This is a genomic window from Paraburkholderia bannensis (assembly GCF_014200455.1).
GTDB lineage: Bacteria > Pseudomonadota > Gammaproteobacteria > Burkholderiales > Burkholderiaceae > Paraburkholderia > Paraburkholderia bannensis_A.
On the sequence record NZ_JACHBW010000010.1, the window covers coordinates 1 to 25,368 of the forward strand.

The 25,368-nt window shown below is 63.1% G+C and carries 25 protein-coding genes; 11 read left to right on the forward strand and 14 right to left on the reverse strand.

The annotated features are described in order from the left end of the window. The first annotated feature begins 477 nt into the window (after positions 1–477). From F4827_RS17380 to F4827_RS17395, 4 genes are all read left to right on the forward strand, one after another. Positions 478–1,692, forward strand: a complete 1,215-nt coding sequence (locus tag F4827_RS17380) for a DUF2863 family protein (protein WP_183725806.1) — start codon at positions 478–480, stop codon at positions 1,690–1,692. Positions 1,693–1,888: 196 nt separating this feature from the next. Beyond that, complete coding sequence (locus F4827_RS17385) at positions 1,889–2,839, forward strand: response regulator transcription factor (RefSeq protein WP_183725331.1); 951 nt, start codon at positions 1,889–1,891, stop codon at positions 2,837–2,839. Positions 2,840–2,849: 10 nt separating this feature from the next. Next, positions 2,850–3,524, forward strand: coding sequence for an energy-coupling factor ABC transporter permease (locus F4827_RS17390; RefSeq protein WP_183725808.1), 675 nt, complete (start codon positions 2,850–2,852; stop codon positions 3,522–3,524). Positions 3,525–3,802: 278 nt separating this feature from the next. Continuing rightward, positions 3,803–4,495, forward strand: coding sequence for a BspC domain-containing protein (locus F4827_RS17395; RefSeq protein WP_183725333.1), 693 nt, complete (start codon positions 3,803–3,805; stop codon positions 4,493–4,495). 131 nt (positions 4,496–4,626) lie between these two features. Here F4827_RS17395 and F4827_RS17400 read toward each other — a convergent pair whose 3' ends face one another. Next, entirely contained in the window at positions 4,627–5,790 is a 1,164-nt protein-coding gene (locus F4827_RS17400; protein WP_183725335.1) for a carboxypeptidase family protein, read from the reverse strand. A gap of 45 nt (positions 5,791–5,835) precedes the next feature. After that, entirely contained in the window at positions 5,836–6,618 is a 783-nt protein-coding gene (gene yaaA / locus F4827_RS17405) for a peroxide stress protein YaaA (RefSeq protein WP_183725337.1), read from the reverse strand. Between the two features lie 65 nt (positions 6,619–6,683). On the opposite strand from yaaA, the gene F4827_RS17410 reads away from it, so the two are divergent. Together F4827_RS17410 and F4827_RS17415 are read left to right on the forward strand one after the other, a co-directional pair. Continuing rightward, positions 6,684–7,190: a putative toxin-antitoxin system toxin component, PIN family gene (locus F4827_RS17410; RefSeq protein WP_183725339.1), complete on the forward strand. Its 507-nt coding sequence runs from the start codon at positions 6,684–6,686 to the stop codon at positions 7,188–7,190. A gap of 95 nt (positions 7,191–7,285) precedes the next feature. Beyond that, positions 7,286–8,479 carry a pyridoxal phosphate-dependent aminotransferase gene (locus F4827_RS17415; RefSeq protein ID WP_183725341.1) on the forward strand — a complete coding sequence of 398 codons (1,194 nt, stop codon included), beginning with the start codon at positions 7,286–7,288 and terminating at the stop codon, positions 8,477–8,479. Positions 8,480–8,584: 105 nt separating this feature from the next. Here F4827_RS17415 and F4827_RS17420 read toward each other — a convergent pair whose 3' ends face one another. Continuing rightward, positions 8,585–9,226 carry a glutathione S-transferase family protein gene (locus F4827_RS17420; protein WP_183725343.1) on the reverse strand — a complete coding sequence of 214 codons (642 nt, stop codon included), beginning with the start codon at positions 9,224–9,226 and terminating at the stop codon, positions 8,585–8,587. 275 nt (positions 9,227–9,501) lie between these two features. Here F4827_RS17420 and F4827_RS17425 point away from each other — a divergent pair, with 275 nt between their 5' ends. The 4 genes from F4827_RS17425 (at position 9,502) to F4827_RS17440 (ending at position 13,533) form a co-directional block, all read left to right on the forward strand. Then, positions 9,502–10,293, forward strand: a complete 792-nt coding sequence (locus tag F4827_RS17425; RefSeq protein ID WP_183725345.1) for an oxepin-CoA hydrolase, alternative type — start codon at positions 9,502–9,504, stop codon at positions 10,291–10,293. 7 nt (positions 10,294–10,300) lie between these two features. Next, positions 10,301–11,020 carry a histidine phosphatase family protein gene (locus F4827_RS17430; RefSeq protein WP_183725347.1) on the forward strand — a complete coding sequence of 240 codons (720 nt, stop codon included), beginning with the start codon at positions 10,301–10,303 and terminating at the stop codon, positions 11,018–11,020. A 34-nt stretch (positions 11,021–11,054) separates the two neighbouring features. Beyond that, positions 11,055–12,173: a phosphotransferase gene (locus tag F4827_RS17435; protein WP_183725350.1), complete on the forward strand. Its 1,119-nt coding sequence runs from the start codon at positions 11,055–11,057 to the stop codon at positions 12,171–12,173. Positions 12,174–12,273: 100 nt separating this feature from the next. Further along, entirely contained in the window at positions 12,274–13,533 is a 1,260-nt protein-coding gene (locus F4827_RS17440; RefSeq protein WP_183725352.1) for an acyl-CoA dehydrogenase family protein, read from the forward strand. 7 nt (positions 13,534–13,540) lie between these two features. Here the strand turns inward: F4827_RS17440 and F4827_RS17445 are convergent, their stop codons facing one another. Continuing rightward, complete coding sequence (locus F4827_RS17445; protein ID WP_183725354.1) at positions 13,541–14,134, reverse strand: hypothetical protein; 594 nt, start codon at positions 14,132–14,134, stop codon at positions 13,541–13,543. A gap of 192 nt (positions 14,135–14,326) precedes the next feature. Between F4827_RS17445 and F4827_RS17450 the strand changes: the two genes are divergently transcribed. After that, entirely contained in the window at positions 14,327–15,043 is a 717-nt protein-coding gene (locus F4827_RS17450; protein ID WP_183725356.1) for a glutathione binding-like protein, read from the forward strand. 100 nt (positions 15,044–15,143) lie between these two features. On the opposite strand, the gene F4827_RS17455 is transcribed toward F4827_RS17450, so the two are convergent. From F4827_RS17455 to nuoL, 10 genes are all read right to left on the reverse strand, one after another. After that, positions 15,144–15,629 carry a MaoC family dehydratase gene (locus F4827_RS17455; RefSeq protein WP_183725358.1) on the reverse strand — a complete coding sequence of 162 codons (486 nt, stop codon included), beginning with the start codon at positions 15,627–15,629 and terminating at the stop codon, positions 15,144–15,146. A 34-nt stretch (positions 15,630–15,663) separates the two neighbouring features. Further along, on the reverse strand, positions 15,664–16,119 hold the full coding sequence (locus tag F4827_RS17460; protein WP_183725360.1) for a MaoC family dehydratase: 456 nt from the start codon (positions 16,117–16,119) through the stop codon (positions 15,664–15,666). A gap of 42 nt (positions 16,120–16,161) precedes the next feature. Continuing rightward, positions 16,162–17,283 (reverse strand): acyl-CoA dehydrogenase family protein, encoded by a 1,122-nt coding sequence (locus F4827_RS17465; protein ID WP_183725362.1) that lies wholly within the window; start codon positions 17,281–17,283, stop codon positions 16,162–16,164. Between the two features lie 11 nt (positions 17,284–17,294). Further along, positions 17,295–18,491, reverse strand: coding sequence for an acyl-CoA dehydrogenase family protein (locus tag F4827_RS17470; protein WP_183725364.1), 1,197 nt, complete (start codon positions 18,489–18,491; stop codon positions 17,295–17,297). 64 nt (positions 18,492–18,555) lie between these two features. Next, complete coding sequence (locus F4827_RS17475; protein WP_183725366.1) at positions 18,556–19,038, reverse strand: DUF1178 family protein; 483 nt, start codon at positions 19,036–19,038, stop codon at positions 18,556–18,558. 234 nt (positions 19,039–19,272) lie between these two features. After that, positions 19,273–19,860 (reverse strand): NUDIX domain-containing protein, encoded by a 588-nt coding sequence (locus F4827_RS17480; protein ID WP_183725368.1) that lies wholly within the window; start codon positions 19,858–19,860, stop codon positions 19,273–19,275. Between the two features lie 124 nt (positions 19,861–19,984). Next, positions 19,985–20,287, reverse strand: coding sequence for a DUF2818 family protein (locus F4827_RS17485; protein ID WP_183725370.1), 303 nt, complete (start codon positions 20,285–20,287; stop codon positions 19,985–19,987). Next, the gene (nuoN, locus tag F4827_RS17490) at positions 20,287–21,759 is read right to left on the reverse strand and encodes an NADH-quinone oxidoreductase subunit NuoN (RefSeq protein WP_260175271.1); all 1,473 of its coding nucleotides are present in this window, start codon (positions 21,757–21,759) and stop codon (positions 20,287–20,289) included. The genes F4827_RS17485 and nuoN overlap by 1 nt, the downstream gene beginning before the upstream one ends. 24 nt (positions 21,760–21,783) lie before the next feature. Beyond that, complete coding sequence (locus F4827_RS17495; RefSeq protein WP_183725372.1) at positions 21,784–23,283, reverse strand: NADH-quinone oxidoreductase subunit M; 1,500 nt, start codon at positions 23,281–23,283, stop codon at positions 21,784–21,786. A 13-nt stretch (positions 23,284–23,296) separates the two neighbouring features. Continuing rightward, entirely contained in the window at positions 23,297–25,360 is a 2,064-nt protein-coding gene (gene nuoL, locus F4827_RS17500) for an NADH-quinone oxidoreductase subunit L (RefSeq protein WP_183725374.1), read from the reverse strand. Positions 25,361–25,368 lie beyond the last annotated feature (8 nt).

The window sequence follows — 25,368 nt, forward strand, 5'->3', positions numbered from 1 at the left end:
AGCTCCGAAGAACTCATCAGGCCGCATCACCATCAAGCGCCCACACTTATCGGCTGTAAATTTTTAAAGATCGATTCGCGAACTTCGCGCCAGCGATCCAGCTACCGGCGGGTTCTGCGTTGCTGCGTCTGCAGCAGAGAAACGAGATTATGCAGACTCTTTCTCGTTCCGTCAACATCTTTTTTTATATCGCTGCTTAAAAGCAGGGAAAAGTTGCCGCCAGAGCGACCCGCCGTTTCTCGCGGCAGGCTTCGCTGCGACCAAGGTCAGAAGCGAAGGAGCGGAATTCTAGTCACGCAGATGCCACATTGCAAGTGCTTTCTTGCGCCGCCCCGCCGATGAATCCGCAGCCATCTCAATACCGCGTCCTTGCGACGCCGCAACACTCCCGCCAGCGCCCTCCTGTAGGCCAAACCGATGGCCTGCGCGGAACCGACTAGAATATGGGGTTCTCCGCATCCCAAACTCATAAGATTTATGCGCTCGCGAATCGCCAAACGCCTCCCCCCTGACGCCGACAAGCTTGTCGGCCTGTCGCTCGCCCTGTTCGCTTCGGGCAGCCGCACCGAAGACCGCTTCTGGGAGGCCAGGCTCGACACGCTGTTAGCGAAGGTCGTGCGCAACGGCAATCAGACTACGCTCGACGCCGCGCTCGATCATTTGCAGCAGAACCATCCGGATGCGTACGGCGCACTCGCGGACATGGCCGAGACCCACAGCGAGTCATTCGTAGTCGAGCACGAAGGCGTGCCATACGAGGCGCTGCTGGTTGCCGCGCCCGTGCTCGCCTGGACGCGCTACGTCATTCCCTCGGGTCCGCTGAAGGCGGAAGCGTCGGACGCCCTGCGCACGCATCTGCAGGCGCACGTGCTGGCGAGCGGCTCGCGTGTCGCGATGGCGCCCTATCTCTATAGCATCGACCAGTTGCCGCGCCACCACGTCGAAACCTGGCGTCTCGCCCAGCAACTCACGCAGGCCGCGCTCAATGGCACGACGGCAAAGATCAGCGCGAGCGAGCTGCCCGAGACCTCCCCCATCCTCGCCGATCCGCGTTTCCTGCTGGCAGTCGTGGCTGCCCCCGTCGGCACGCCGCTGTTCCGTTGGCAAGAGGAAGAAAACGGCTCACGCATCGAGCGCGGCCAATGCCTCGAACAATGGGCCACGCAAGGCGGCGCCAACCTCGCCGTCGTCATGCCGGGCTGCGAGTTCGAATGTCTGCTGCCGGATGCCTACTATTCGGCCTGCCGCGACGCCGACGAGCGCGTGCGTCCGCACACCATCCGCACCGCCGTGCGCTACCTGATCGATACGATCGGTGCGACCGCACAGGACCTGCGCGCTGTCGTCGCGGGCTTCGGCGAGCGTCGCATCGACGAATACCGCGTCGGCTTCACCAAGCGCGGCAGTAATGACGTGCTCTACGGTGTCGTGTGGCCGCTGTATGGCCGCGAGAATGGCGACGCTGACATCGACGAAGAACCGTCCGAGGAAAATGTAGGAGGCGGTCCGATCGAAGAGATCGTCGCACTGCTGAAGGAATCGGGCATCACCGATATCCGCCGTCACGCCGGCCGCTTCGAGCCGGAATACTGCGACGACTGCGGCGTGCCGCTCTACGCCGATCCCCTCGGTGAGATTGTTCACGCAGAGATGCCGGAAGATGCTGAGCCCGTTCAGCCACACTTCCACTAAGCAACCTAACGTTTTCCTACCGAGTCCCGCCTGTGTGCGGGACTTTTTTTTGCCCTACGTCCTACGCCATCTGGACAGGCCGTCGGAAGCCTTTCTTTTTGTCATGATGGTGTTGTTGGCCCGGCTTTAAGAGGGCGCGCACAGACGATGTCGCACCCGAAATTTCAGAGGCCTGATATGAGAGGAGGGCATTCCCATGCGGTTTGCAGTATTCAATCCGGACGCCGAACGGCGCGAAGGACTCAAGGCGCTGTTACGACAAATCGACCGGCGCGCACGCTTTAACGATGCGCCCGACTGGCGCAGCGCGGAACGCGCGATGCAGCGATTTTCGCCGAACCTTCTGGTGATCGACTGGCACGACGGCATTCTTCCCGGCGAACTGCGCCACTTCGCAAACCGGCATCGAACGCTGCCCATCGCCGTGCTCGTGGACCGCAACGAATCGCCTGATCGCGTGCGGGCCATTCTCGACGAAGGCGCGCGCGGCATCATCCGTCGCACCACGGATTCGATCCTTATCGTCAAGCTGCTCGAACTCATCATGCTTGGCGGCGATCATCTGCCCGCCGACATCTTCGCTCCCTCGTCCTGCCCGCCCGGTCCATGGCCGGTGCCGCCGCGCCGCAACTCACGAGGCTCCGCTGCGCGGAGCAAAGGCACGCGCAAGATCGAACTCTCGCCGCGCCAGGAGCAGATCCTGCGTTGCGTGCATATGGGCAGTACGAACAAGGTGATCGCGCGGGCACTCGGCATTAGCGAAGGCACCGTCAAGGTCCATCTGGCGAGCATCTTCCAGCAGCTCGGCGCACCCAACCGCGCAGCCGCCGTGGCGATCTACAACGGCCTGCTGTCGAGCCAGTTGCAGGTGCTGCGCGCGCGCCGCGAAAGCGCGCCCAAACCCGCTTATGGCGAACACGGTCAGGTACCGTTACGCAAGCGCAGCAAAACGGCCTTCCTCTATCCGTTGCAGACAGACGACACCCTCAAGGCGCTACCACTCGCCGCGGAGCCCGCCACGCCCTACAGCACCGCCGCGCCGGACGCGCTCGCCCCGCCAGCGCCGCTCGCCGCATCGCAACCTGAACCCAGCGAAGAGCAGGAGGCGCCGCCCGGATGCGCACACCTTTTGCCCTCCAACGAGTAATATGAAGCACATGGGATTCCTCTACACGCCGCTGCCGCTCTGGGTGATCGTCGTTGCATGGATTGCATCGGCGGGATTGCTTGCGCTCGCGTTATGGAACAACCCATTCAAGCGCCTGCAGGACGCGACGCTCCAGCACGTCTGGCTCGCCATCATCGTGGCCGTTTCCGTGCTGTGGGCGAGTAATGCGTGGCTCGAGGACGGCACCGTGCTGCACCTGCTCGGCGCTACCCTAGTCGTCACGCTGTTCGACTGGGGCCTCGCGCTCGTTGCCATGGCCGTCGTGGTCGCGCTGGCCGCCGTGGTGTTCGATGCGCCGTGGGATGGCGTCGCCCTCACCTTCCTCGTATTCGGCGCGTTCCCAGTGGGGATTTCGACGCTATTGCAACGCGCCTGCATCGCGTGGCTGCCGCGCAATCTCTTCATGTTTATCATTGGCCAGGGTTTCGTCTCGCCGGCAATTGCTGTGTCGGCCGCGGCGTATCTCGCGCTCGGCACACACATGGCGCTCAACAATGGCTCGATGCTGACCGTGCCTGCAGGTTATGCGTTCAGCGTATTCCTGCTCGCCTCGGGCGAAGCATGGTTCACCGGCATGGCCACCGCGCTGATCGCTGTCTATCGGCCCTCGTGGGTAACGACCTACGATGTTCGGCGCTATCGCCTTGGCGGCCCGCGCGCCTGATTTTCACGCGTTGTACCCTCCGTGCGCACGCGCATCGCCGCCGTGCCGCCGATCCTCCCGACAGATACCTCGAACGCCACGCTGTAAGCCTGCGCTAGAATGACCCGACGTTGAAACGTGCATGGCCTGCTCGCTCAGATTGCCCGCCAGCCGCGCGCGAATCGATCCCATCAGCCGTTTGTACGAATTATTTGTTGCCGGCCCGGAACTCGTACCCGCGCCGCGGCATCTTACGGTGCCTGACGTCCCACCCTCATCCAGTCATCCAGAACAATCAGATGGACCGCAACAACGCATCCCGCCAGTTGCTGACCGTATTCGGCCGACTGGCCGCCTGCGCCGCGAGCCTGGCACTGATGTGCTCGCTCCCCGCCCAGGCCGATCAGCTCGAACAGCAAAACGATCTCGTCAATACTTACGTCACGCAGATGCATGCCGATCCGCTCGTCGCCAGTTGCGCGGCGCACGGCAAGTTCATCGCCAGTACGTCGACCGTGCTCGATCACGTCGATTTTCCGCCCAGCTCCTTCGATAGCGCGCACGCCACCGTGACGCCGTGGAACGATTCGTTCGACGAAGGCAAGCAGCGCGTGAAGGTGGATACGATCGTGACCGTCGATGGTGTCGGCGTCCCTCAGGACAGCAGCCACGAGCCCTACGATCTCAAGTTCCGCTGCGGCTACGTGGGCCAGCAGATCCTCGCGTTCAGCTGGAACGACCCCGTGCCGCCGTCGCGCGCGCATAGCGGAAGCAGCGCCGCTACCGGCGGTGCCGCCGCGCACGCGGGCAGCAGACACAGCGGCAAGTCGAAGAAAGCCACCGGCAAGGGCAAGAGTTCGAAGAAAGCAACCTCGGGCAAATCGAGCCACAAGTCGTCGGCGACGTCGAAGAGCAGCACGAAGTCCGCGTCCAAATCCTCGAAGTCCACGGCGAAGAAGACCTCCATCAAAAAGAAGTCGACGACGCAATGATCTCGCGCGCTTCTTCATGAAGCGATCGCGGTCAGGATCACCCCAGAAATAACGAAGGGGGAAGCGGCTCACACCGCTTCCCCCTTTTTCATCCTGCCGCCGCGCTCACCACGCGGCACGCCCTACGCAGCTTAAGCAAACGTCTCACAGTGATGCAGGATGGCCTGCAACATCGCGGCGCCCAGCGCGGCGCTGCGCTCGCCGTTCCAGCCCACGCGTTCGTCCGGCAGGTTCGCGTTGTCCTTGAAGGGCATTTCCAGCGTCAGCGACAGACAGCCGTACTTGTGGCCGATGTACTTCGACGCCAGCTTGAGCGCATCTTCGCGATAGCGGCTTGCTTCGTAGCCGTGCTTGTCCTGGAAGTCCGGGCTCGCGATCTTGAACGCCTCGATAAACGCGCTCTGCTCCTTGCGTTGCTGGTCGGTGAAACCCGGCAGCATTTCCGAGCCCGCCACGAACACGTACGGCAGCGTTTCGTCGCCGTGGATGTCGAAGAACAGATCGCAGCCGGTGTCTTCAATCGCCTCGCGCACCAGCAGCACTTCGGGGCTGCGCTGCGCATCCGGCTCCATCCATTCGCGATTCAGGTTCGCGCCAGCCGCGTTGGTGCGCAGATTGCCGTGGCGGCTGCCGTCCGGGTTCATGTTCGGCACGATGTGGAACACCGCATGATCGAAGATCTTGCGCGCAACCGGATCGCCCGCCCAATCGCCCATGCCCGCGAGACGTTTCACCAGCCCCTCGACGAACCACTCGGCCATCGTCTCGCCCGGATGCTGGCGCGCGATGATCCACACGGTCTTCTTGGGCTTGCCAGCAGGCGTGTGGTCGCCGGGCGTCGCGAGCGTGAGCAGCGACATCGGCCGGCCTTCGACGCTCTGGCCGAGTTCGGTGAGCATCGCATGCGGCAGTTGCTGCATCATGCCAATGAACTCCGAGTGACGCTCTTCGCCATACGGCTCGAAATAGGCGTAGTAGATGCTGTCGAAGTCGGGCACATGATCGATCGTGAGCACCTTGCCGTCATACGAGGTCGGCACGCGGAACCAGTTCACGCGATCGTAGCTAGCCACCGCTTCATAGTTGCGCCAGCCTTCGGGGAATGCGCACTGTGCGGCGTTCTCGAAGGTCATCACGCAGCGCTCGCCGCGCACGCCAGATACACGGAAGTAAAACCATTGCGCGAATTCCGATTGGTTATCCGGGCGCACGCGCAGGCGGATCTTGTCGGCCTCTTCGCACGACAGCACGTCGATCGCACCCGCGTCGAACTGGCTGGAAATGGAAATCGTCATGACTTTTCCTTCGCTGGGTCAGCAATCAAATCGTTGGAGTACCGCTTATTCGGCAATGCGCCGGCGGAACACATAAGTGGAATCGTTCGATGCGTCGGCATCGAACGAGTAACCTTCGACGTCGAAGCCCTTGAGGGCTTCGGGTTCGGCGATGCGGTTCTCGACCGCATAACGCGCCATCAGGCCGCGAGCACGCTTCGCATGGAAGCTGATGATCTTGAAGCGGCCGCCCTTCCAGTCTTCGAAGACCGGCGTGACGACCGGCGCCGCGAGCTTCTTCGGCTTGACCGCCTTGAAGTATTCGGTCGACGCGCAGTTCACCAGCACGCGCGCGCCCTTCCTGTTGCTCTCCAGCTGCGCGTTGAGTGCGTGCGTGATGCGCTCGCCCCAGAACGCGTAGAGATCCTTGCCGCGCGGGTTCTCGAAGCGCGTGCCCATCTCCAGTCGATAGGGCTGCAAAAGATCGAGCGGGCGCAACACGCCATAGAGCCCCGACAGCACCCGCACGTGGTTCTGCGCGTAGTCGAGATCGGCGTGCGAGAGCGACTTCGCATCGAAACCTTCGTAGACGTCGCCATTGAAGGCCAGCACGGCCTGCTTGGCGTTGTCGCGGCTGAACTTCGTCGACCAGTCGGCGTAGCGCTGGAAATTCAGGCGGGCGAGCGGATCCGAAATGCTCATGAGCGTGCCGATCTGCTGCGGCGACAGGCGGCGCAGGCCGTCGATCAGCTCGGCGGCATCGTCGACGAAATCGGGGATGGTGTGGGTGTCAATGTGCGCCGGCGTGTCATAGTCGAGCGATTTGGCCGGCGACAGAACGATTATCATAGAGGCTTGCAGGCACACAGGTGCCGATGTTCAAAGGCGAAAGCCCGATTGTAGCGAATTCACGAATGACCGGTTTCACGCCCCTTGACCTCAACGCTTCTCAGACCGCCCCCGGCCCGCTGGCCGTGGTGCTCGATTCCAACGTCTGGCTCGACATCCTGATCTTCGACGACCCGCACACACGGCCGATCCGCAACGCGCTCGAAAACGGCGTGCTGGCCGCGCTGATCGACACGCGCTGCCAGGGCGAGCTGGCCCACGTGCTCGATTACCCGCAATTCCAGGGGCGCGGCACCGACAAGGCGGGCGCGCTCGCCATGCTGGCCACGCTGGTGCGCCAGATCGAGCCCCCCGAACTGCCCGCCGACGCCCGCGCGCTGCCACAATGCCGCGACCGCGACGACCAGAAGTTTCTGGAACTGGCGCGTGCGAGCGGCGCGGCCTGGCTGGTCTCGAAGGATCGCGCCGTGCTCAAGATGGCGAAGCGCATCGCGCGCGATTTCGGCTTTCGCATCGGCACGCCCGATACGTTCGTGGCCGAATGCGGGCTGGCCGCCGCGCACGCAGGCTGAGCCAGTCTGCGCCTTCCTGAATCGCACCCAGGCGCCCAAAACTGCCCTGCCCTACAATCAGGCTTCCTGTCCCACCGTCCTTTACCGTCCGCGCCATGAACGCACCACATCCTTCGCAAGAATCGACGCCGAACAACCTGCTCACGCCCTCATTTCCGTCGCGTCTGCCCAATGTCGGCACGACGATTTTCACGGTGATGAGCGCGCTCGCCGCCGAAAAGGGCGCGGTGAATCTGGGCCAGGGCTTCCCCGATTTCGGCTGCGACGAGCGCATCGTCGATGCGGTGGCGCAGGCCATGCGTGACGGTCACAACCAGTACCCGCCGATGGCGGGCGTCGCCGCGCTGCGCGAAGCGATCGCCGACAAGATCGAACGCGTCTATGGCCGCCGCTACGACGCCGCCAGCGAAATCACCGTAACCGCAGGCGCGACGCAAGCCCTGCTCACGACGATCCTCGCGACGGTGCATCCTGGCGACGAAGTGATCGTGGTCGAGCCGACCTACGACAGCTATCTGCCGTCGATCGAACTCGCGGGCGGCAAGCCCGTGTTCGTGACGCTCGAAGCGCCCGATTATGCGATCCCGTTCGATCGCCTCGCCGCCGCGATCACGCCAAAGACGCGCCTGATCCTCATCAACACGCCGCACAACCCGACCGGCACGGTCTGGCGCGCCGAAGACATGCGCAAGCTCGAAGAGATCGTGCGCGGCACCAACGTGCTGATCCTCTCGGACGAGGTCTACGAGCACATGGTCTACGACGGCCAGCCGCACGAAAGCGTCGCGCGTTATCCGGAACTGGCCGCGCGCAGCTTCATCGTGTCGAGCTTTGGCAAGACGTTTCATGTGACGGGCTGGAAGGTCGGCTATGTGGCCGCGCCCGCTGCGCTCACGGCGGAATTCCGCAAGGTGCATCAGTTCAACGTGTTCACGGTGAACACGCCGATGCAGGTGGGTCTCGCGCACTATCTGCGCGATCCTCAGCCGTATCTGGACCTGCCCGCCTTCTATCAGAAGAAGCGCGACTTCTTTCGCGCGGGACTCGCCAACTCCCGCTTCAAGATGCTGCCATGCGAAGGCACGTACTTCCAGTGCGTCGATTACTCGGCGATCAGCGATCTGCCCGAAGCCGAGTTCTCGAAGTGGCTCACGGCGGAGATCGGCGTAGCGGCGATTCCGGTGTCGGCGTTCTATCACGAAGCGCACGAATCGGGCGTCGTGCGCTTTTGCTTCGCGAAGCAGGAAAGCACGCTCGCAAGCGCGCTCGAACGTCTCGCGCGCCTCTGAGCGCGGCGCGCGGGCGACGGCACCGGGGCTCGCACGATGCGTGCGCGAACGACCTGCGTTTCACGAACATCGCGCGAGACTTGCGCTCAACCCCCGCGCCATCGATCAGGCCGCCGCTTCCATATACGCCTTGCGGTCGGCGTTGACGCGCTGCACCGAGGCTCGCTCGCCCATCACCTTCAGATACGCCTTCCAGTCCACGCCGGCCTCGGCGAGCATGTCGCGGCCGTAGATCTTCTGCGTCGCCATGCCGACGAGCGGCAGACTCGCATACGCCGCCGCATCGACGATGCTGAACTGCGCGCCACGCGCAAACGGCGTGAAGCTCGCGAGCCGCTTGAGGCTGCCGAGATAACGCGTCACGCGTTTCTCCACACTTTGCTTGACCTCGTCACTCACCTTGCCGCCGAAGAAGGCTTCCGCGTAAAGCTCGCGCACAGCCAGTTCCAGATGGGTGTCGATCACCGCGATCAACTCGCGCTCCCTGGCGGCCTGCCACGGATCGGCGGAAAAGATGGGCTTTTCCGGAAAGCGCGCCGCCAGGTACTCGACGATCACTTCCGACTCACACAGAAAGCCCTGCTCCGTTTCAATGAATGGCACCTTGCCCGTGGCCGACTGGGCGAGTTTTGCTTCAGCGAGCGGCAGCTTGTCCGTCACTTCCTCGAATTCGATACCGTGCTCAAGCAGCACGAGCTTGACCTTGTTGTAGTAGTTCGACAGCGCAAAACCATGCAGCTTGATCATCCTCGTTTCCTCATGGGAGCGACGGCCCGCGTGCCGGCTTCGGGTGAACCCGCAGCGACGGCTCAAAACGCAGAACCTTTTTCATAAAAATGTACGACCGTGCTATTCTAGGCCAGTCATGGAGCCACGCATCCAATGAATTCATATCATTCCAACATTGAGACATCGGGCGGCGCGCACTGCGCCGACACCTTCGCCAAAGTCACGGCAAAAGGCAAGCCCGCATCCGCTATGGATATTTTCCGCCCGCATCCGCTTTCGAACGAGGCATGGCAATGAGCGCCGAACTCCGCACCAGCCGCCCGCAGCACCACGAATCGACGCTCGTGCTCACGCTGTCGAATCCCGGCGCGCGCAACGCACTGCATCCCGACATGTACGCCGCCGCCATCGAAGCCTTCGATGCCGCCGAGCGTGACGAATCGCTGCGCGCCATCGTCCTCACGGGCGCCGACAATTTCTTCTGCGCGGGCGGCAATCTGAACCGTCTGCTGGAAAACCGCGCCAAGGATCCGTCGGTGCAGGCCGCCAGCATCGACATGCTGGCGCACTGGGCCACGGCGATGCGGCAGTCGAGCAAGATCGTGATTGCCGCCGTCGAAGGCGCGGCAGCAGGCGCGGGCTTCTCGCTTGCACTGGCCGCCGATCTGCTGGTCGCCGCCGAGGACGCCAAATTCGTGATGGCCTATTCGCGCGTGGGCCTCACGCCCGACGGCGGCGGTTCATGGTTCCTCTCGCGTGCGCTGCCGCGCGCCCTTGCCTTCGAAGTGATGCTCGAAGGCAAGCCGATCGGCGCGCGGCGTCTGGCCGATCTGGGCGTCGTGAACCGCGTGGTCAAGCCCCACAGCGCGCTCGACGCGGCGCTCGAATGGGCCGACGAACTCGCAAAGATCTCGCCGAATTCGGCCGCGCGCATCAAGGCGCTGACCAACGACGCGCCGCTGCAGACGCTCGATGCGCAACTCGTCGACGAACGCGAAAGCTTCGTGAGTTCGCTGCATCATCGCGACGGCCTCGAAGGCATTACCGCGTTCCTCGAAAAGCGCGCGCCGGTCTACAAACGGTAACGCCCCGATGAGTGAATTCCGGCTACCCACGCGCCGCCGCATCTATCTGATGCGCCACGGCGATGTCACCTACTTCGACGACAGCGGCCGCGCGATCGATCCCGACACCGTGCCGCTCAACGAAACCGGCCAGGCGCAGGCCAGCGCGGCGGGTCATGCGTTTGCGCAGCAAGGCGTGCGCTTCGACCGCGTGATCGTGAGCGGCTTGCGGCGCACGGTCGAAACGGCGCAGCGCGTGCTCGCCGCCACCGGCCAGAAGATCGCGCTGGAAGAGCAACCCGCGTGGCAGGAGATTCGCGGCGGCCGTCTTGCCGATATTGCGCCTGCCGAAGTCGAGGACGCATTCCTGCGCGCCTTCGACGGCGTCGTGCCGGAAGACACGCGTTTTCTCGGCGGCGAATCCATCGGCGAATTGCTCGACCGCGTGCTGCCCGCATTGGCTGCGTTGCGCGCCGATACCTCGTGGGACACCGCCTTGCTGGTCCTGCACGGCGGCGTGAACCGCGCGATTCTCTCGCATGCGATCACGGCGGGCGCGCGCACGTTCTTCGGCCACCTCGCGCAGACGACGGGCTGTATCAACGCGCTCGATGTGGGCGCAGCGCCCCACGACTGGGTGGTGCGCACGCTCAACTACGCCCCGCCCACGCCGCTGCACCGCGATGTGCGCAACACGACGATGGAGATGCTGTACGCGCAATACCTGCGCTATCGCCCGCAGCGCTAGCGCGGAAAACCCATACTGGAGAACGGAGACAACCATGGCGCAAGCCACCCCGGATGGAGACAAGAACAACGATCGCTCGACCGACTTCTCGGCGTTCGAAGGCACGCGCCCCGTCGCCGGGCGGCAGCGCTTCGACACCGAAGCGCTCGCCGCGTGGCTTGCGGCGCACGTCGCGGGCTTCGAAGGGCCGTTGACGGTCGAACAGTTCGCAGGCGGCCAGTCGAATCCCACCTTCAAGCTGGTGACGCCCTCGCGCAGCTATGTGATGCGCGCCAAGCCCGGACCGAAGGCAAAGCTGCTGCCCTCGGCGCATGCGATCGAGCGCGAATATCGTGTGATGGACGCGCTCGGCGCGACCGACGTGCCGGTCGCGACGATGCTCGCGCTGTGCGAGGACGAAGCCGTGATCGGCCGGGCGTTCTACGTGATGGAGTTTGTCGAAGGGCGCGTGCTTTGGGATCAGGCGCTGCCCGGCATGACGCGCGAACAACGCGGCGCGATCTACGACGAAATGAACCGCGTGATCGCGGCGCTCCATAACGTCGATCCGAACGCTATTGGGCTCGCCGATTACGGCAAGCCCGGCAATTACTTCGCACGCCAGATCGATCGCTGGAGCCGTCAGTATCAGGCGTCGGAAACCGAATCGATCGAAGCGATGAACCGCCTGATCGAGTGGCTGCCGAAGCACGTTCCGGACGAGGGCATCGACGCCGCGCGCGTCTCGATCGTCCACGGCGACTTCCGCCTCGACAACCTGATCTTCCACCCCACCGAGCCGCGCGTGCTTGCGGTGCTCGACTGGGAATTGTCGACGCTCGGCAATCCACTCGCCGATTTTTCGTATCACTGCATGGCCTGGCATGTCGAGCCAGGACAGTTTCGCGGCATCGGCGGGCTGGACTGGGCGGCGCTCGGCATTCCCGACGAACAGGAATACGTGCGCCGATATTGCGAGCGCACCGGCCTCTCGATCCGCGGCGACTGGAACTTCTATCTTGCCTACAACATGTTCCGCATCGCGGCCATTCTGCAGGGAATCATGAAGCGGGTGGTCGACGGCACGGCCGCCAGCGCCCAGGCAGCCGACGCCGGCCGCCGCGCCAAACCAATGGCCGAACTCGCGTGGCACTACGCGCAGAAGGTTCGTTGACGGGTTAGCCGACGGGTTCGTTGACCGGACCGCTGATCGGTCCACCCATTTCGCAGTTGCGTCATTCCGTACTCAATCCGCTTTATTTGCGAGGTCCTGGATGAATTTCGATTACACCCCGAAAGTGCAGGCGCTGCGCGAGAAGCTGCTCGCGTTCTTCGACGAACACATCTATCCGAACGAAGCCGTCTATCACGCGGAAGTCGAGCGCAATCGCGCCAACGGCAACCCGTGGGTCGCCACCCAAATCGTCGAGCAACTGAAGGTGAAGGCGCGCGAAGCCGGCCTGTGGAATCTGTTCCTGCCCGAGTCGCATCGCGGCGCGGGTCTGACGAACCTCGAATATGCGCCGCTGTGCGAAATCATGGGCCGCGTGATCTGGGCGCCCGAAGTGTTCAACTGCAGCGCGCCCGACACCGGCAACATGGAAACCATCGAGCGCTACGGCAGCGACGAGCACAAGCGCCAGTGGCTCGAACCGCTGCTGCAAGGCCAGATCCGCTCGGCGTTCCTGATGACGGAGCCGGAAGTCGCGTCTTCCGACGCCACCAATATCCAGACGCGCATCGAGCGCGACGGCGACGACTACGTCATCAACGGCACGAAATGGTGGTCGTCGGGCGCGGGCGATCCGCGTTGCGCGATCTATATCGTGATGGGCAAGACCGACCCCGAAGCGCCGCGCCACGCGCAGCAGTCGATGATTCTCGTGCCCGCCGACGCCGCCGGCATCACCGTCAAGCGTCCGCTCACCGTGTTCGGTTACGACGACGCGCCGCACGGGCACATGGAAATCCAGCTCGAAAACGTGCGCGTGCCGGCGTCGAACATCCTGCTGGGCGAAGGGCGCGGCTTCGAAATCGCGCAAGGCCGTCTGGGCCCGGGCCGGATTCACCACTGCATGCGCCTGATTGGCCTCGCGGAACGCGCGCTGGAATTCATGTCGAAGCGTGCGCTCTCGCGCGTCGCCTTCGGCAAGACCATTGCGCAGCAGAGCGTCACGCAGGAGCGCATCGCCGAGGCGCGCTGCATGATCGAGCAGGCACGCCTGCTCACGCTCAAGACCGCGTACATGATGGACACGGTCGGCAACAAGGGCGCGCGCGGCGAAATCGCGATGATCAAGGTGGTGGCACCCAGCATGGCTTGCCAGGTGCTGGACTGGGCAATCCAGGTGCACGGCGGCGGCGGCGTGAGCGGCGATTTTCCGCTCGCCTACGCCTACGCCCAGGCGCGCACGCTGCGTTTCGCCGACGGCCCGGACGAAGTGCACCGCAACGCCATCGCCAAGCTCGAACTCTCGCGCTATATGGATCCAGGCGCGGCGTCGCGCGTGGAGATGCCGGTTACGCGCTCGTAAGACGCCCTCAGCGCGGCGTGGCGAGCGCTTTCGCCACGGCCGCCAGCGTGCGTTTGCGGATCCAGCCGCTCGACGCACGAATAGCGAACCAGTACGGCGTCATCAGCGCTTTTGTGCCCAACGACGGGCAAGCGACGAAGGTTTCCGTAACGAGCCGCGCATTGTGTTTCGCGCCGGCCCTCGCTTCTTCTTTTGCTTCCTCCGGCACGCGAAAGCGCAGCACCAGTCTGGCGATGTCGCGGCGCGTGAGCGCGATGAACGCGGCGGCATCGGCGACTGTCACAAGGCCGAAATCAGGCCGCCAGAACCGCCCCGCAAGACCCAACATCAGTTCGCGATCGTCGCGATAGAGCGGCGTGAAAGCGGACAGATCGAACCGCTCACATTGCTTGCCGCCCAGCCCTTGCACGAGCCGCGCGGGCCATTCGCGCGCACGCAACAGCGTGTCGATCACCGGATCGTCGCGCATGTCGAATGCCGCGACCGCGTCGATGATGCGCGATGGCGGCGCGTCGACCACGGCCGCTTCGTGCCGCTCGTAAAACGTGTAATCCGCGAGAAAGGGTGCAGGTGAAGCGGTTGGATCGACCATCGCATCCATAGGCGAAATCGCCTTCCGTGAACGTTGCCCAACATGATGCCATCGCTCGCCCCGCGGCGATTTCCACGCTGGCATTGAGGTCACTCGCGCGGCTTCGGCGACGCGCTGCGAACTATGCTAACGTCCGCGAGATCCGGCGCGCGGCAACGAAGCGCCTCCCTGGTGCTGAATAAAACACGATGAGGAGTCACGATGATTGACGTCTACAGCTGGGCCACGCCCAACGGCCACAAAGTTCACATCATGCTGGAGGAAACCGGCCTCGAATACCGCGTTCATCCGGTCGATATCGGCGCGGGCGACCAGTTCAAGCCCGAATTCCTCGACATCAGCCCGAACAACAAAATCCCGGCCATCACCGATTCGGAAGGCCCCGTACGCGAGGACGGAAAGCCGTTTTCGCTGTTCGAGTCGGGCGCGATCCTCGTCTATCTGGCCGCGAAAACGGGCAAATTCCTGCCCGAGGATCTGGCCGCGCGTTACGACGTGCTGCAGTGGGTGATGTTCCAGATGGGCGGCCTCGGCCCGATGCTCGGCCAGGCGCATCATTTCCGCATCTATGCGCCGGAAAAGATCGAGTACGCGGTGAACCGTTACACGAACGAAGCGAAGCGTCTTTACAACGTAATGGAAACGCAGCTCGAAAAGACCGAATATCTGGCGGGCAACGAGTACACCATCGCCGATATCGCCGCGTTCCCGTGGACGCGCTCTTGGCAGAACCAGGGCGTCGATCTCGACGCGCTGCCCAATGTGAAGCGCTGGCATGACGCGATTGCCGCACGCCCGGCTGTGCAGCGCGGCGTCCAGGTGCTCGCGGACGCCCGCAAGCCGCTTATGGACGACAAGGCAAAGGAAATGCTGTTCGGCGCGACGCAATACGCGAAGCACGACACGAAAGCGGCTTAAGCTCTCGCACTGGTCGAGCCGATAAAAAAGGGCGTCAGGTTTGCGAAACCCGACGCCCTTTTCATATCTTGCTCCCGGGTGGACCGGGCGCACCCGATGCTCAGAAGTAGTGCCGCGAAATAAACTCGGCGATACAGGCGGGTCGCTCGCTACCCTCGGCTTCGAGGGTGACATTCCAGACGACCTGCGCGCCACCACCTTCCACGTCGCTCACCTCTTTCACGCCGAAGCGCCCGCGCAGCTTCGCGCCCACCGGCACCGGCGAGGTAAAGCGCACGCGGTTCAGGCCGTAGTTCACCCCCATGCGCTGATGCATTTTCAGGGTGCCCGCCAGCAACACGGGCACGAGCGAGAGCGTGAGGAAACCATGCGCGACCGGCCCGCCAAAAGGCGACTCGCGGCGCGCACGCTCCGCATCGATGTGAATCCACTGATGGTCGCCGGTAGCATCGGCGAAACCCTGCACGCTCGCGGCGCTCACTTCGCGCCAGGGGCTGACGAAAGGCTGCGCACCGACCAGCGCGCGCAAGGCGGCCAGATCGGCGATTTCCACGACTGCCGTTGCGTTAGCAGCAACTTCGCTCATGCGGCTTCTCCTGTTTTCTGCGGCTTGCCTCTGCTTATTGCGCGCCCGGATGGCGCAATCCGAACATGCCCTTGGAGCTGACCGTCACGACCAGTTCGCCGTCCTGATTACGCCCTTCCCAGCGCGTTTCGACGATGCCGCGATCGGGCTTGCTCTGCGAGACGCGCTTGCTCACGACGATGTTGGTCATCGAGAGCGTGTCGCCCACGCGCACCGGCTTGATCCAGCGAATCTCGTCGATGCCCGGCGAGCCCATCGAGGTCGAGTCCTTGAAGAAGTTGCGCACCAGCATGCCCATCATGGTCGAGCAGGTATGCCAGCCGCTCGCCACGAGCGCGCCGAACATCGACGCCTCGCCGCCCGCCTCGCTCAGGTGGAACGGCTGCGGATCGTATTTCTGCGCGAACTCCACGATCTCCTCGCGCCCGAACGTGTGCGAGCCGACTGCATACGCCTTGCCCACTTCGAGATCTTCGTAACTCAAACCCATCGACGGCTCTCCGATTCGACTCAATCGACTACAACCCCAAATTCACGCTGCGGCCTGCGCGAAACCCGGCAGCGAAGCGAAGCGTTCGAGGTGATGGTCGACGTCGCCAAGCGTGGTTTCGATGATCGCGAGACGCTTGAACAGATGCGCCGCTGCCACTTCATCGGTCACGCCCATGCCGCCGTGCAACTGCACCGCCTGCTGGCCGACATAGCGCGCTGCCTGCCCCACGCGCGCCTTCGCGGCCGAAATGGCGCGGCGCCGCTGGTCGGGCGATGCGCTACTGTAACGCGCCGCTGCCAAATACGTGAGGGAGCGCGCCTGCTCGCCGTGGATCAGCATGTCGGCCATGCGGTGCTGCAGCGCCTGGAACCGCGCGATCGGGGTGCCGAACTGCTGGCGCGTTTTGGTGTATTCGACAGTGGCGTGATTGAGCGCGTCAATGGCGCCAACGGCCTCCGCGCACAGCAGGAAGGTGCCGTAATCGGCGATCTGCTCCCACGTGGCCGCATCCGTCTTGCCCAGACGCCGCGCTTTCGCGCCATCGAATGTCACCGTGGCGGCGCGCTGACCGTCGATGGTGCGATAGTCGCTCACCGCCACGCCCTGCGCGTCGCGCGCGACCACAAAGATCGCCAGTTCGTCCGCGAGACGCGCGGGGACGATCCAGTAATCGGCCTGTGCGCCGTGCTGCACGACCGACTTCGTGCCGCTCAGCGCGAAGCCGTCGCCGGTTTCCTTCGCGGTCGTGGCCAGCGTGAAAAGGTCGTAGCGCGCGCCGGGTTCGTGGAACGCGGGGGCAAGCTTGATTTCGCCGGAAGCGACGCGTTCGAGCAGCGCCGCATTGTCCGCATCGCTCGAACCGGCCAGCTTGAGCGCTTCCACGCCTACGGCCGTCGCCCAGTACGGCTCGACCACCAGCGCGCGGCCCAGCTCCTGCATGACCACGAGCATATCGAAGGTCGAGCCATTGAAGCCGCCCTGCTCTTCCGGCACCGGCAATGCGCTCAGGCCCAGTTCGACGAACGCATTCCAGTGCGCCGCCGACACGCCCTCGGGCGTCTTCACGATCGCCCGACGCGCTTCGAAGCTGTAGTTCTTGTCGAGATAGCGACGCAGTGCGTCGGCGAGTTGCTGTTGCTCTTCGGTGAAATTGAAGTCCATTGCGCCGCTCCTCAAATCCCCAGAATCATCTGCGCGATGATGTTCTTCTGGATTTCGTTCGATCCGCCATAAATCGACGTCTTGCGATAGTTGAAGTAGTACGCCGCGAGCGGGGCCGCGTCGTCGTCACCGCCTGCCGAATGCGTGTGTTCGCCTTCGAGGAAGGCCGGATCGAACGGCGCCGCCAGCGGGCCAACCGCATCGACCATCAGTTCGGTGAGCGCCTGCTGGATCTCGGTGCCCTTGATCTTGAGCATCGACGCTTCGGGCCCTGGGCCGCGGCCGTTGTTGCTGCTCGCGATCACGCGCTCGGCGGTCACTTCGAGCGCCATCAGCTCGATTTCGACGGCGGCCACGCGCGACGCGAAGACCGGGTCGTGCAACAGCGGCTTGCCGTTCTTCTTCTGGTTGAGCGCGACGTGCTTGAGGAACGCGAGTTCGCGGTTCGAAGCGCCCACACGCGCGATGCCGGTGCGTTCGTGGCCGAGCAGATACTTCGCGTAGGTCCAGCCGCGGTTCTCCTCGCCGACGAGGTTTTCCACCGGCACCTTCACGTCTTCGAGGAACACTTCGTTGACCTCATGGTCTTCGTCGAGCGTGATGATGGGGCGCACGGTAATGCCGGGCGTCTTCATGTCGATCAGCAGGAAGGAAATGCCCTCCTGCTTCTTCGCGGCGGGATCGGTGCGCACGAGGCAGAACATCATGTCGGCGTGCTGGCCAAGCGTGGTCCAGGTCTTCTGGCCATTGACGACGTAGTGGTCGCCCTCGCGAACCGCCCTGGTGCGTAGCGACGCCAGATCGGAGCCCGAACCCGGCTCCGAATAGCCCTGGCACCACCAGTCTTCGCCCGAGAGAATACGCGGCAGATAGCGGCGCTTTTGCGCCTCGTTGCCGTACTTCATGATGACGGGCGCCACCATCGACACGCCGAACGGCAGGACCGGCGGCGCGCCGATGCGGCCGCACTCGGCGTCCCAGATATGGCGCTGCGTTTCGGTCCAGCCGGGGCCGCCCCATTCGACGGGCCACGCAGGCGCCGACCAGCCTTTGGTACCCAGCAGCCTGTGCCAGTTCGCGATGTCGTCGCGGCTCAGACGCTTGTGGTTGAGGATTTTAGCGCGCACGTCCTGCGGCACATTGGCTTCGAGCCAGCTGCGGACTTCGGCGCGGAAAGCGTCGTCGGTAGGGGTGTAGTCGAGATCCATGCGGTTTGTCTCCTGGCCGCGGCTGGTTGGGCGCAAACCCGAACCGCGGCGAAGACCCGCATGGCTATTGCAGCGGACCCTTCAGCGCGGCCGGCACCGGCAGCGGCATCACATCGATGCCTTCTTCGACGAGGGCTTGCGCATCCTCCGCGGAAGCGACGCCGCGAATATTGCGCGCGGGCGCTTCGTTGTAGTGCATGCGCCGGGCTTCCTCGGCGAAACGGTCACCTACATTCTCCGTTTTCTCCAGGACCTCGCGAATCGCGCGCAGCGCCCGCGCCTGCCACTGCGCGGACGGCCCGGCTTGACCGGCCTGGCCTGCCGCCTGCTCCGCCGCAGAACCGGAATGCGCGGAAGGAGCCGATGCAGGCGCGCTCGCGCCCGAAAGATTCAGCCGGGGCGCGGATGGCACGCGCGTCACGTTGGTGACGCCGCACATCGGGCATTCGACCAGCTTGCGCGAAAGCTGCGATTCGAAATCGTCAGCGGAAGCGAACCAGCCTTCAAACCGATGGCCGTCTGGGCACTGTAAATCGAGGACCTTCATGGGGAATCGAGGCTTGCGTTGGAGTGTATCGCAAAATGAAAATTTGTGAACGACCGTTCGTAAAATTTCCGGGCCGGGAAAACACCGATGCCGCCGGTGGGCCCGTGATCGATCGGTGGTCGATTGTAGCGCTGCGTGCGTCGGCCCGCTTGCCTTTACCTAAACGCCTTCTGTGGCGCGAATGTGAAAACGGCGGCCTTGCGGGCCGCCGTTCTTTTGAACATCTCTGCTGCCTTACGCCGGTTGTGCGAGCGGCCAGCTACCCGACAGCGCCTTCTCCAGCCAGAACGTACCGATGATGGTCTTCACGTCCGTGATCTTGCCCTCGCGCACCCACTCAAGCAGTTCGGGCAGCGTCGCGGTAAAGGTTTCCAGGAATTCGCCTTCGTCGAGCTTCGACTCGCCCGCGGTCAGACCGCGGCCCAGATAGAGGTCGATAAACTCGGTCGAGTACGAAATCACCGGATGGATTTTGGCGAGATAGATGTACTCGCGCGCCTCGTAGCCCGTCTCTTCCTTGAGTTCGCGCTTCGCGCAGGCAAGCGCCCCTTCCTGCGGGTCGAGCTTGCCCGCCGGGAATTCGGTCATGACGCGCGAGAGCGGATAACGGTACTGGCGCTCCATCAGCACGCGGCCATCGTCGAACAGCGGGATCACCATCACCGCGCCCGGATGCTGGACGTATTCGCGCGTGGCGTGCTTGCCGTCGGGCAAAGCCACCGTGTCGCACTTGAGCGTGAGGAATTTGCCCGCGTGGAGCGTCGTGCTTTCCACACACGTCTCGGCTAGCGCCGCGTCGTGGTTCTGATCTTCAGCAGCCATGGTTCAACCTCGGGAGGATCGAAAACAGGAATGGGATCGGCGAGGCGCGGTCAAGCCGCGATGCGATCGGGAAAATCGAAAGCGTGCGCCCCGCTGTCAGGCGAGGCGCGCGCTTCTGGTCGGTCTACGCCGGACGGCGCTTGACGAGATATTGCCAGGTGAAGCCGGGGAACGCGAACACGACAAAAAGACTGAACGTGATGGCGTAGAACTGCCAGCCCTGGTCGAAGCGGTTACCGGCGCGAGCTTCGAGCAGGAAGCCAAACGCGCCAACCACAAAATACAGCACGATCATTTCAGCAATGCGGATCCACGCGCTTTTTTTAGCTGCGCGCAGCGGGACAAAGCCAAACAGACGCTGATTGAAAAACGGCAGGTTGGCGCCCGCGAGCGCCAACAACACGATGAACCAACCGGCTGCCGACATTACAGAGGCAGCGTGTGCGTGACGGCTTGCAGGCAGAGCGACATGAGCGGGCCAGGAATGATGCCGAGCACGAGCACTGCCACACCGTTGATCGTCAGCAGCGCGCGGTTGCTTGCGTGGCTCACGATCGGCGAGGTGTCCTGCGGCGCATCGAAGTACATCAGCTTGACGATACGCAGGTAATAGAACGCGCCGAACAGCGACGTGACCACAGCGAGAATCGCGAGCCAGGTGAGGCCGGCGTTCATCGTCGCTTCGAGCACAGCGAGCTTCGCGTAGAAACCGACCGTCGGCGGAATGCCGGCGAGCGAGAACATCACCAGCATCATGACGAACGCGAGCATCGGGCTGCGATGGTTCAGGCCCTTGAAGTCGTCGAGCGTTTCCGCTTCGAAGTCGCGGCGCGCGAGCATCATCACCACCCCGAACGCGCCAAGCGTCGTGATCAGGTAGACGATGCTGTAGAACATCGCCGAGCTGTACGCGCTGGCTGCGCCCGTGGCCTTGTTGTCGACGATGCCGGCCAGCAGGCCGAGCAGCACGAAGCCCATGTTCGAGATCGCCGAATACGCCAGCATGCGCTTGACGTTACGCTGGACGATACCGGTGATGTTGCCGACGATCATCGACAGCGCCGCGAGAATGATCAGCATTTCCTGCCAGTCCACCGCCAGCGGCAGCAAGCCCATGACGAGGAAGCGCACTGCCCAGGCGAAGGCCGCAACCTTGGGGCCGCCGCCGGTGAGCAGCGTCATGGCCGTAGGCGCGCCTTGATAGACGTCCGGCACCCACATGTGGAACGGCACCGCACCCATCTTGAACGCCACGCCTGCAACCACGAACACCACGCCGAACAGAAGCACGATGTCGTTGATGTGGCCCGAGGCGACCGCCTTGAACACATCCGACAGATCAAGCGAACCCGTCGCACCGTACAGCATCGAGATGCCGTAGAGCAGGAAGCCCGAAGCGAGCGCGCCCAGCACGTAGTACTTCATGGCCGCTTCGTTCGACTGCGAGGCGTCGCGGCGCAGCGCGATCAGCGCGTAGAGCGACAGCGACATCAGTTCGAGGCCGAGGTACAGCGTGAGGAAGTTGTTGCCCGAGATCATGACGATCTGGCCGAGCAGCGAGAACATGCCAAGCAGGAAGAATTCGCCCCGGAACAGGTCCCGGTCTTCCAGGTACTTGCGCGAGTACACGATCGACACGGCGTAGCCAAGCGTGACGACCGCCTTCATCGCACTGGCGAACGGATCGACCACATACATGCGCGTGAAGAAATAACTCACGTGCGGGTCGAAGGCGTTCACCGCGAACCAGATGCCGGCGACGATCGTCGTCAGCAGCGCGATGAGATAGGTCGTGCGCCGGCCCGAAGGGCTGGAGAACGTGTCGTTGAGCCACGCGACGATGATGCCGGTGAGAACCAGCGCATCGGGTAGCAGAGCGTACATAGGGGCGTTTGGCATGATCTTTTGTTCCTCCGCTCGGTATTACTGTGACAGCGGCAGTTTCGACACTGCGACGTGGGAGAGGAGGTTTTCCACGGAAACGTGCATCACATCGGTAAAGGGCTTCGGGTAGATGCCCATGAAAAGCGTGAACAGCGCGAGCACGACGAGAATTCCGTACTCACGGCTGTTGATGTCCTTCAGCTCGCGAACGTGATCGTTCGAGATGGCGCCGAAGTACACCCGCTTGTACATCCACAACGTATAGGCCGCGCCCAGGATCAGCGTGAACGCCGCCCCGAATGCGATCCAGAAGTTGAACTTCACTGCTGCCAGAATCACCATGAATTCGCCGACGAATCCCGAGGTGCCCGGCAGTCCGCAGTTGGCCATCGCAAACAGCATGGCCAGCGCCGCGAACTTCGGCATCGTGTTGACCACGCCGCCGTAATCGGCGATCTGGCGCGTATGCATGCGGTCGTACAGCACCCCGATGCACAGGAACATGGCGCCCGACACGAAGCCGTGCGAGATCATCTGGATGATCCCGCCTTCGACCGCCAGCTGGCTCGACGGGCCGAACATAAAGAAGCCGAGCGTGACGAAGCCCATGTGGGCGATCGACGAATACGCGACCAGCTTTTTCATGTCCGACTGCACCATCGCGACGAGGCCGATGTAAATCACCGCAATCAGCGACAGCGTGATGATAACGGGCGCCAGATAGTGACTGGCGTCCGGCGTCACCGGCAGCGAGAAACGCAGGAAACCGTACGCGCCCAGCTTCAGCATGATGGCGGCCAGCACCACCGAACCACCCGTGGGCGCTTCGACGTGTGCGTCCGGCAACCACGTGTGCACCGGGAACATCGGCACCTTGACCGCGAACGCGAAGAAGAAGGCGACGAACAGCAAAATCTGCGGCGTCATCGCGAGCTTGGCGTCCTGCCATGCAGCCAGTTCGAACGTGTGCGTCACACGATACAGATACAGCAACGCGATCAGCATCAGCAGCGAGCCGGCCAGCGTGTACAGAAAAAACTTGAAGGCCGCGTACACGCGATTCGGGCCGCCCCAGACGCCGATGATGATGTACATCGGGATCAGGGTGGCTTCGAAGAACACGTAGAACAACAGGCCATCGGCGGCGCAAAAGACGCCGATCATCAGACCCGACAGGACAAGGAAGGCGGCGAAATACTGCGCGACGTCTTCCTTGATGACCTGCCAGCCCGCGATCACGACGATCACGGTGATGAGCGCCGTGAGCACCACGAACCACACTGCGATGCCGTCGACGCCCAGGTGATAGGCAATGTTGAAACGGTCGATCCAGACCGACTTCTCCTCGAACTGCAGCGCAGCCGTGGTGGTGTCGAAGCCCGAAACGAGCGGCAAGGTAACGAGGAAACTAAGCACTGAACCGATGAGCGCAAGCCAGCGGGCCCGGCCCGGGTTCCGGTCGGAACCCACTACTAAAACGATGATGCCAAAAACGATCGGCATCCAGATCGCAATACTGAGAATCGGGGTTGCGTGCATGCGTTTCCTCGCCTTATTTGCCGCTGAGCGTTACAAACAGGGTAAGGAGGCCAAGCATGCCAATAATCATGGCGAATGCGTAGTGATAGATATAGCCGGATTGCAGGAAACGAATGACAGTTGCAAACCAGCCGATAAACTTGGCGCTCCCGTTCACGACGCCGTCGATCACGACGACATCGCCCTCCTTCCACAGACCGCGACCGATCGCGACTGCTCCGCGAGCGAAGACGATTTCGTTGATCTTGTCGAGGTAATACGCATTTGCCAGCAGCTTGTAGACCGGCGAGAACGTGCGTTGCACCACCGCGGGCAGATCCGGGCGCTTCATGTAGAAGAACCACGCCACCACCACGCCTGCGAGTGCAAGCCACACCGGCAGACCCGAGAACGCATGCGCGCCCATCGCGGCCCAGCCCTGGAACTCTTCTGCCATCTCGCTCAGACCCGGATGGTTCTGGCCGATGAAGATCACCTTGTCGAATGCTACGCCGCTCTGGAAGAACGAACCGAACAGCAGCGGCTGGATCGCATAAGCACCGGCGATGATCGACGGAATCGCGAGCAGCACCAGCGGCACCCAGATCACCCACGGCGATTCGTGCGGAACGTGCACGTGATGATCGTCGTGACCGTGGTCGCCGTGGCCATGGCCGCTTTGAGCCGAATGAGCCGCCTCGATCGCCATCGGCGATTCCGGATGCTTCGGACCGCGGAAGCGCTCCTCACCGTGGAAGACGAGGAAGTACATGCGGAACGAGTACAGCGCCGTCACGAACACGCTCGCCACGACCGCGAAGTACGCGAAGCCCGAACCCGCCAGGTGCGAGAGCTTCACGGCGTCGATGATCGAATCCTTCGAGTAGAAGCCCGAGAAGAACGGCGTGCCGATCAGCGCGAGAGAACCGACGAGCGACGTGATCCACGTGATGGGCATGTACTTGCGCAGGCCGCCCATGTTGCGCATGTCCTGGTCGTGGTGCATGCCGATGATGACCGAACCCGCGCCGAGGAACAGCAGCGCCTTGAAGAACGCGTGCGTCATCAGGTGGAAGATCGCGACCGGATAAGCCGACACGCCGAGCGCCACCGTCATGTAGCCAAGCTGCGAGAGCGTCGAGTACGCGACCACGCGCTTGATGTCGTTCTGCACGACGCCAAGGAAACCCATGAACAACGCGGTAATAGCGCCGATCACGACGATGAACGAGAGCGCGGCGTCCGACAGTTCGAACAGCGGCGACATGCGTGCGACCATGAAGATACCGGCCGTCACCATGGTTGCCGCGTGAATCAATGCGGAGATCGGCGTCGGGCCTTCCATCGAATCGGGCAGCCAGACGTGCAGCGGGAACTGCGCCGACTTACCCATCGCGCCGATGAACAGGCAGATGCACGAAACCGTCAGCAGGTTCCACGAGGTGCCCGGGAACGTCAGCGCGGAAAGTTCGTGGCCCTTCGCGAACACATCGTTGTAGTTGAGCGAGCCGCCGTACGCAAGCAACAGACCGATGCCCAGCAGGAAGCCGAAGTCGCCCACGCGGTTCACGAGGAACGCCTTCATGTTCGCGTAGATGGCGCTTTCACGCTTGAAGTAGAAGCCGATCAGCAGGTACGAAACCAGGCCCACCGCTTCCCAGCCGAAGAACAGCTGCAGGAAGTTGTTGGCCATCACCAGCATCAGCATCGAGAACGTGAACAGCGCGATGTACGAGAAGAAACGCTGGTAGCCCTCTTCTTCGGCCATATAGCCGATCGTGTAGATATGCACCATCAGCGACACGAAGGTCACGACGATCATCATCAGCGCCGTGAGCGAGTCGATCAGGAAGCCCACTTCGAACTTCAGGCCGCCCACCGACATCCATTCGTAGACGGTCGCGTTGAAGCTCGCACCGTTCAGCACGTCGAAGAACGTCATGCACGAGAGCACGAACGCCACCGCGACGCCGAGAATGGTGACCGTATGCGCGCCGGCGCGCCCCACTGTCTTGCCGAATAGACCCGCGATGAGCGAGCCGGCGAGCGGAGCCAGCGGAATCGCCAGCAGCAAGTTTTCGTTGAGTGTCGTAGCCATAACCGCCT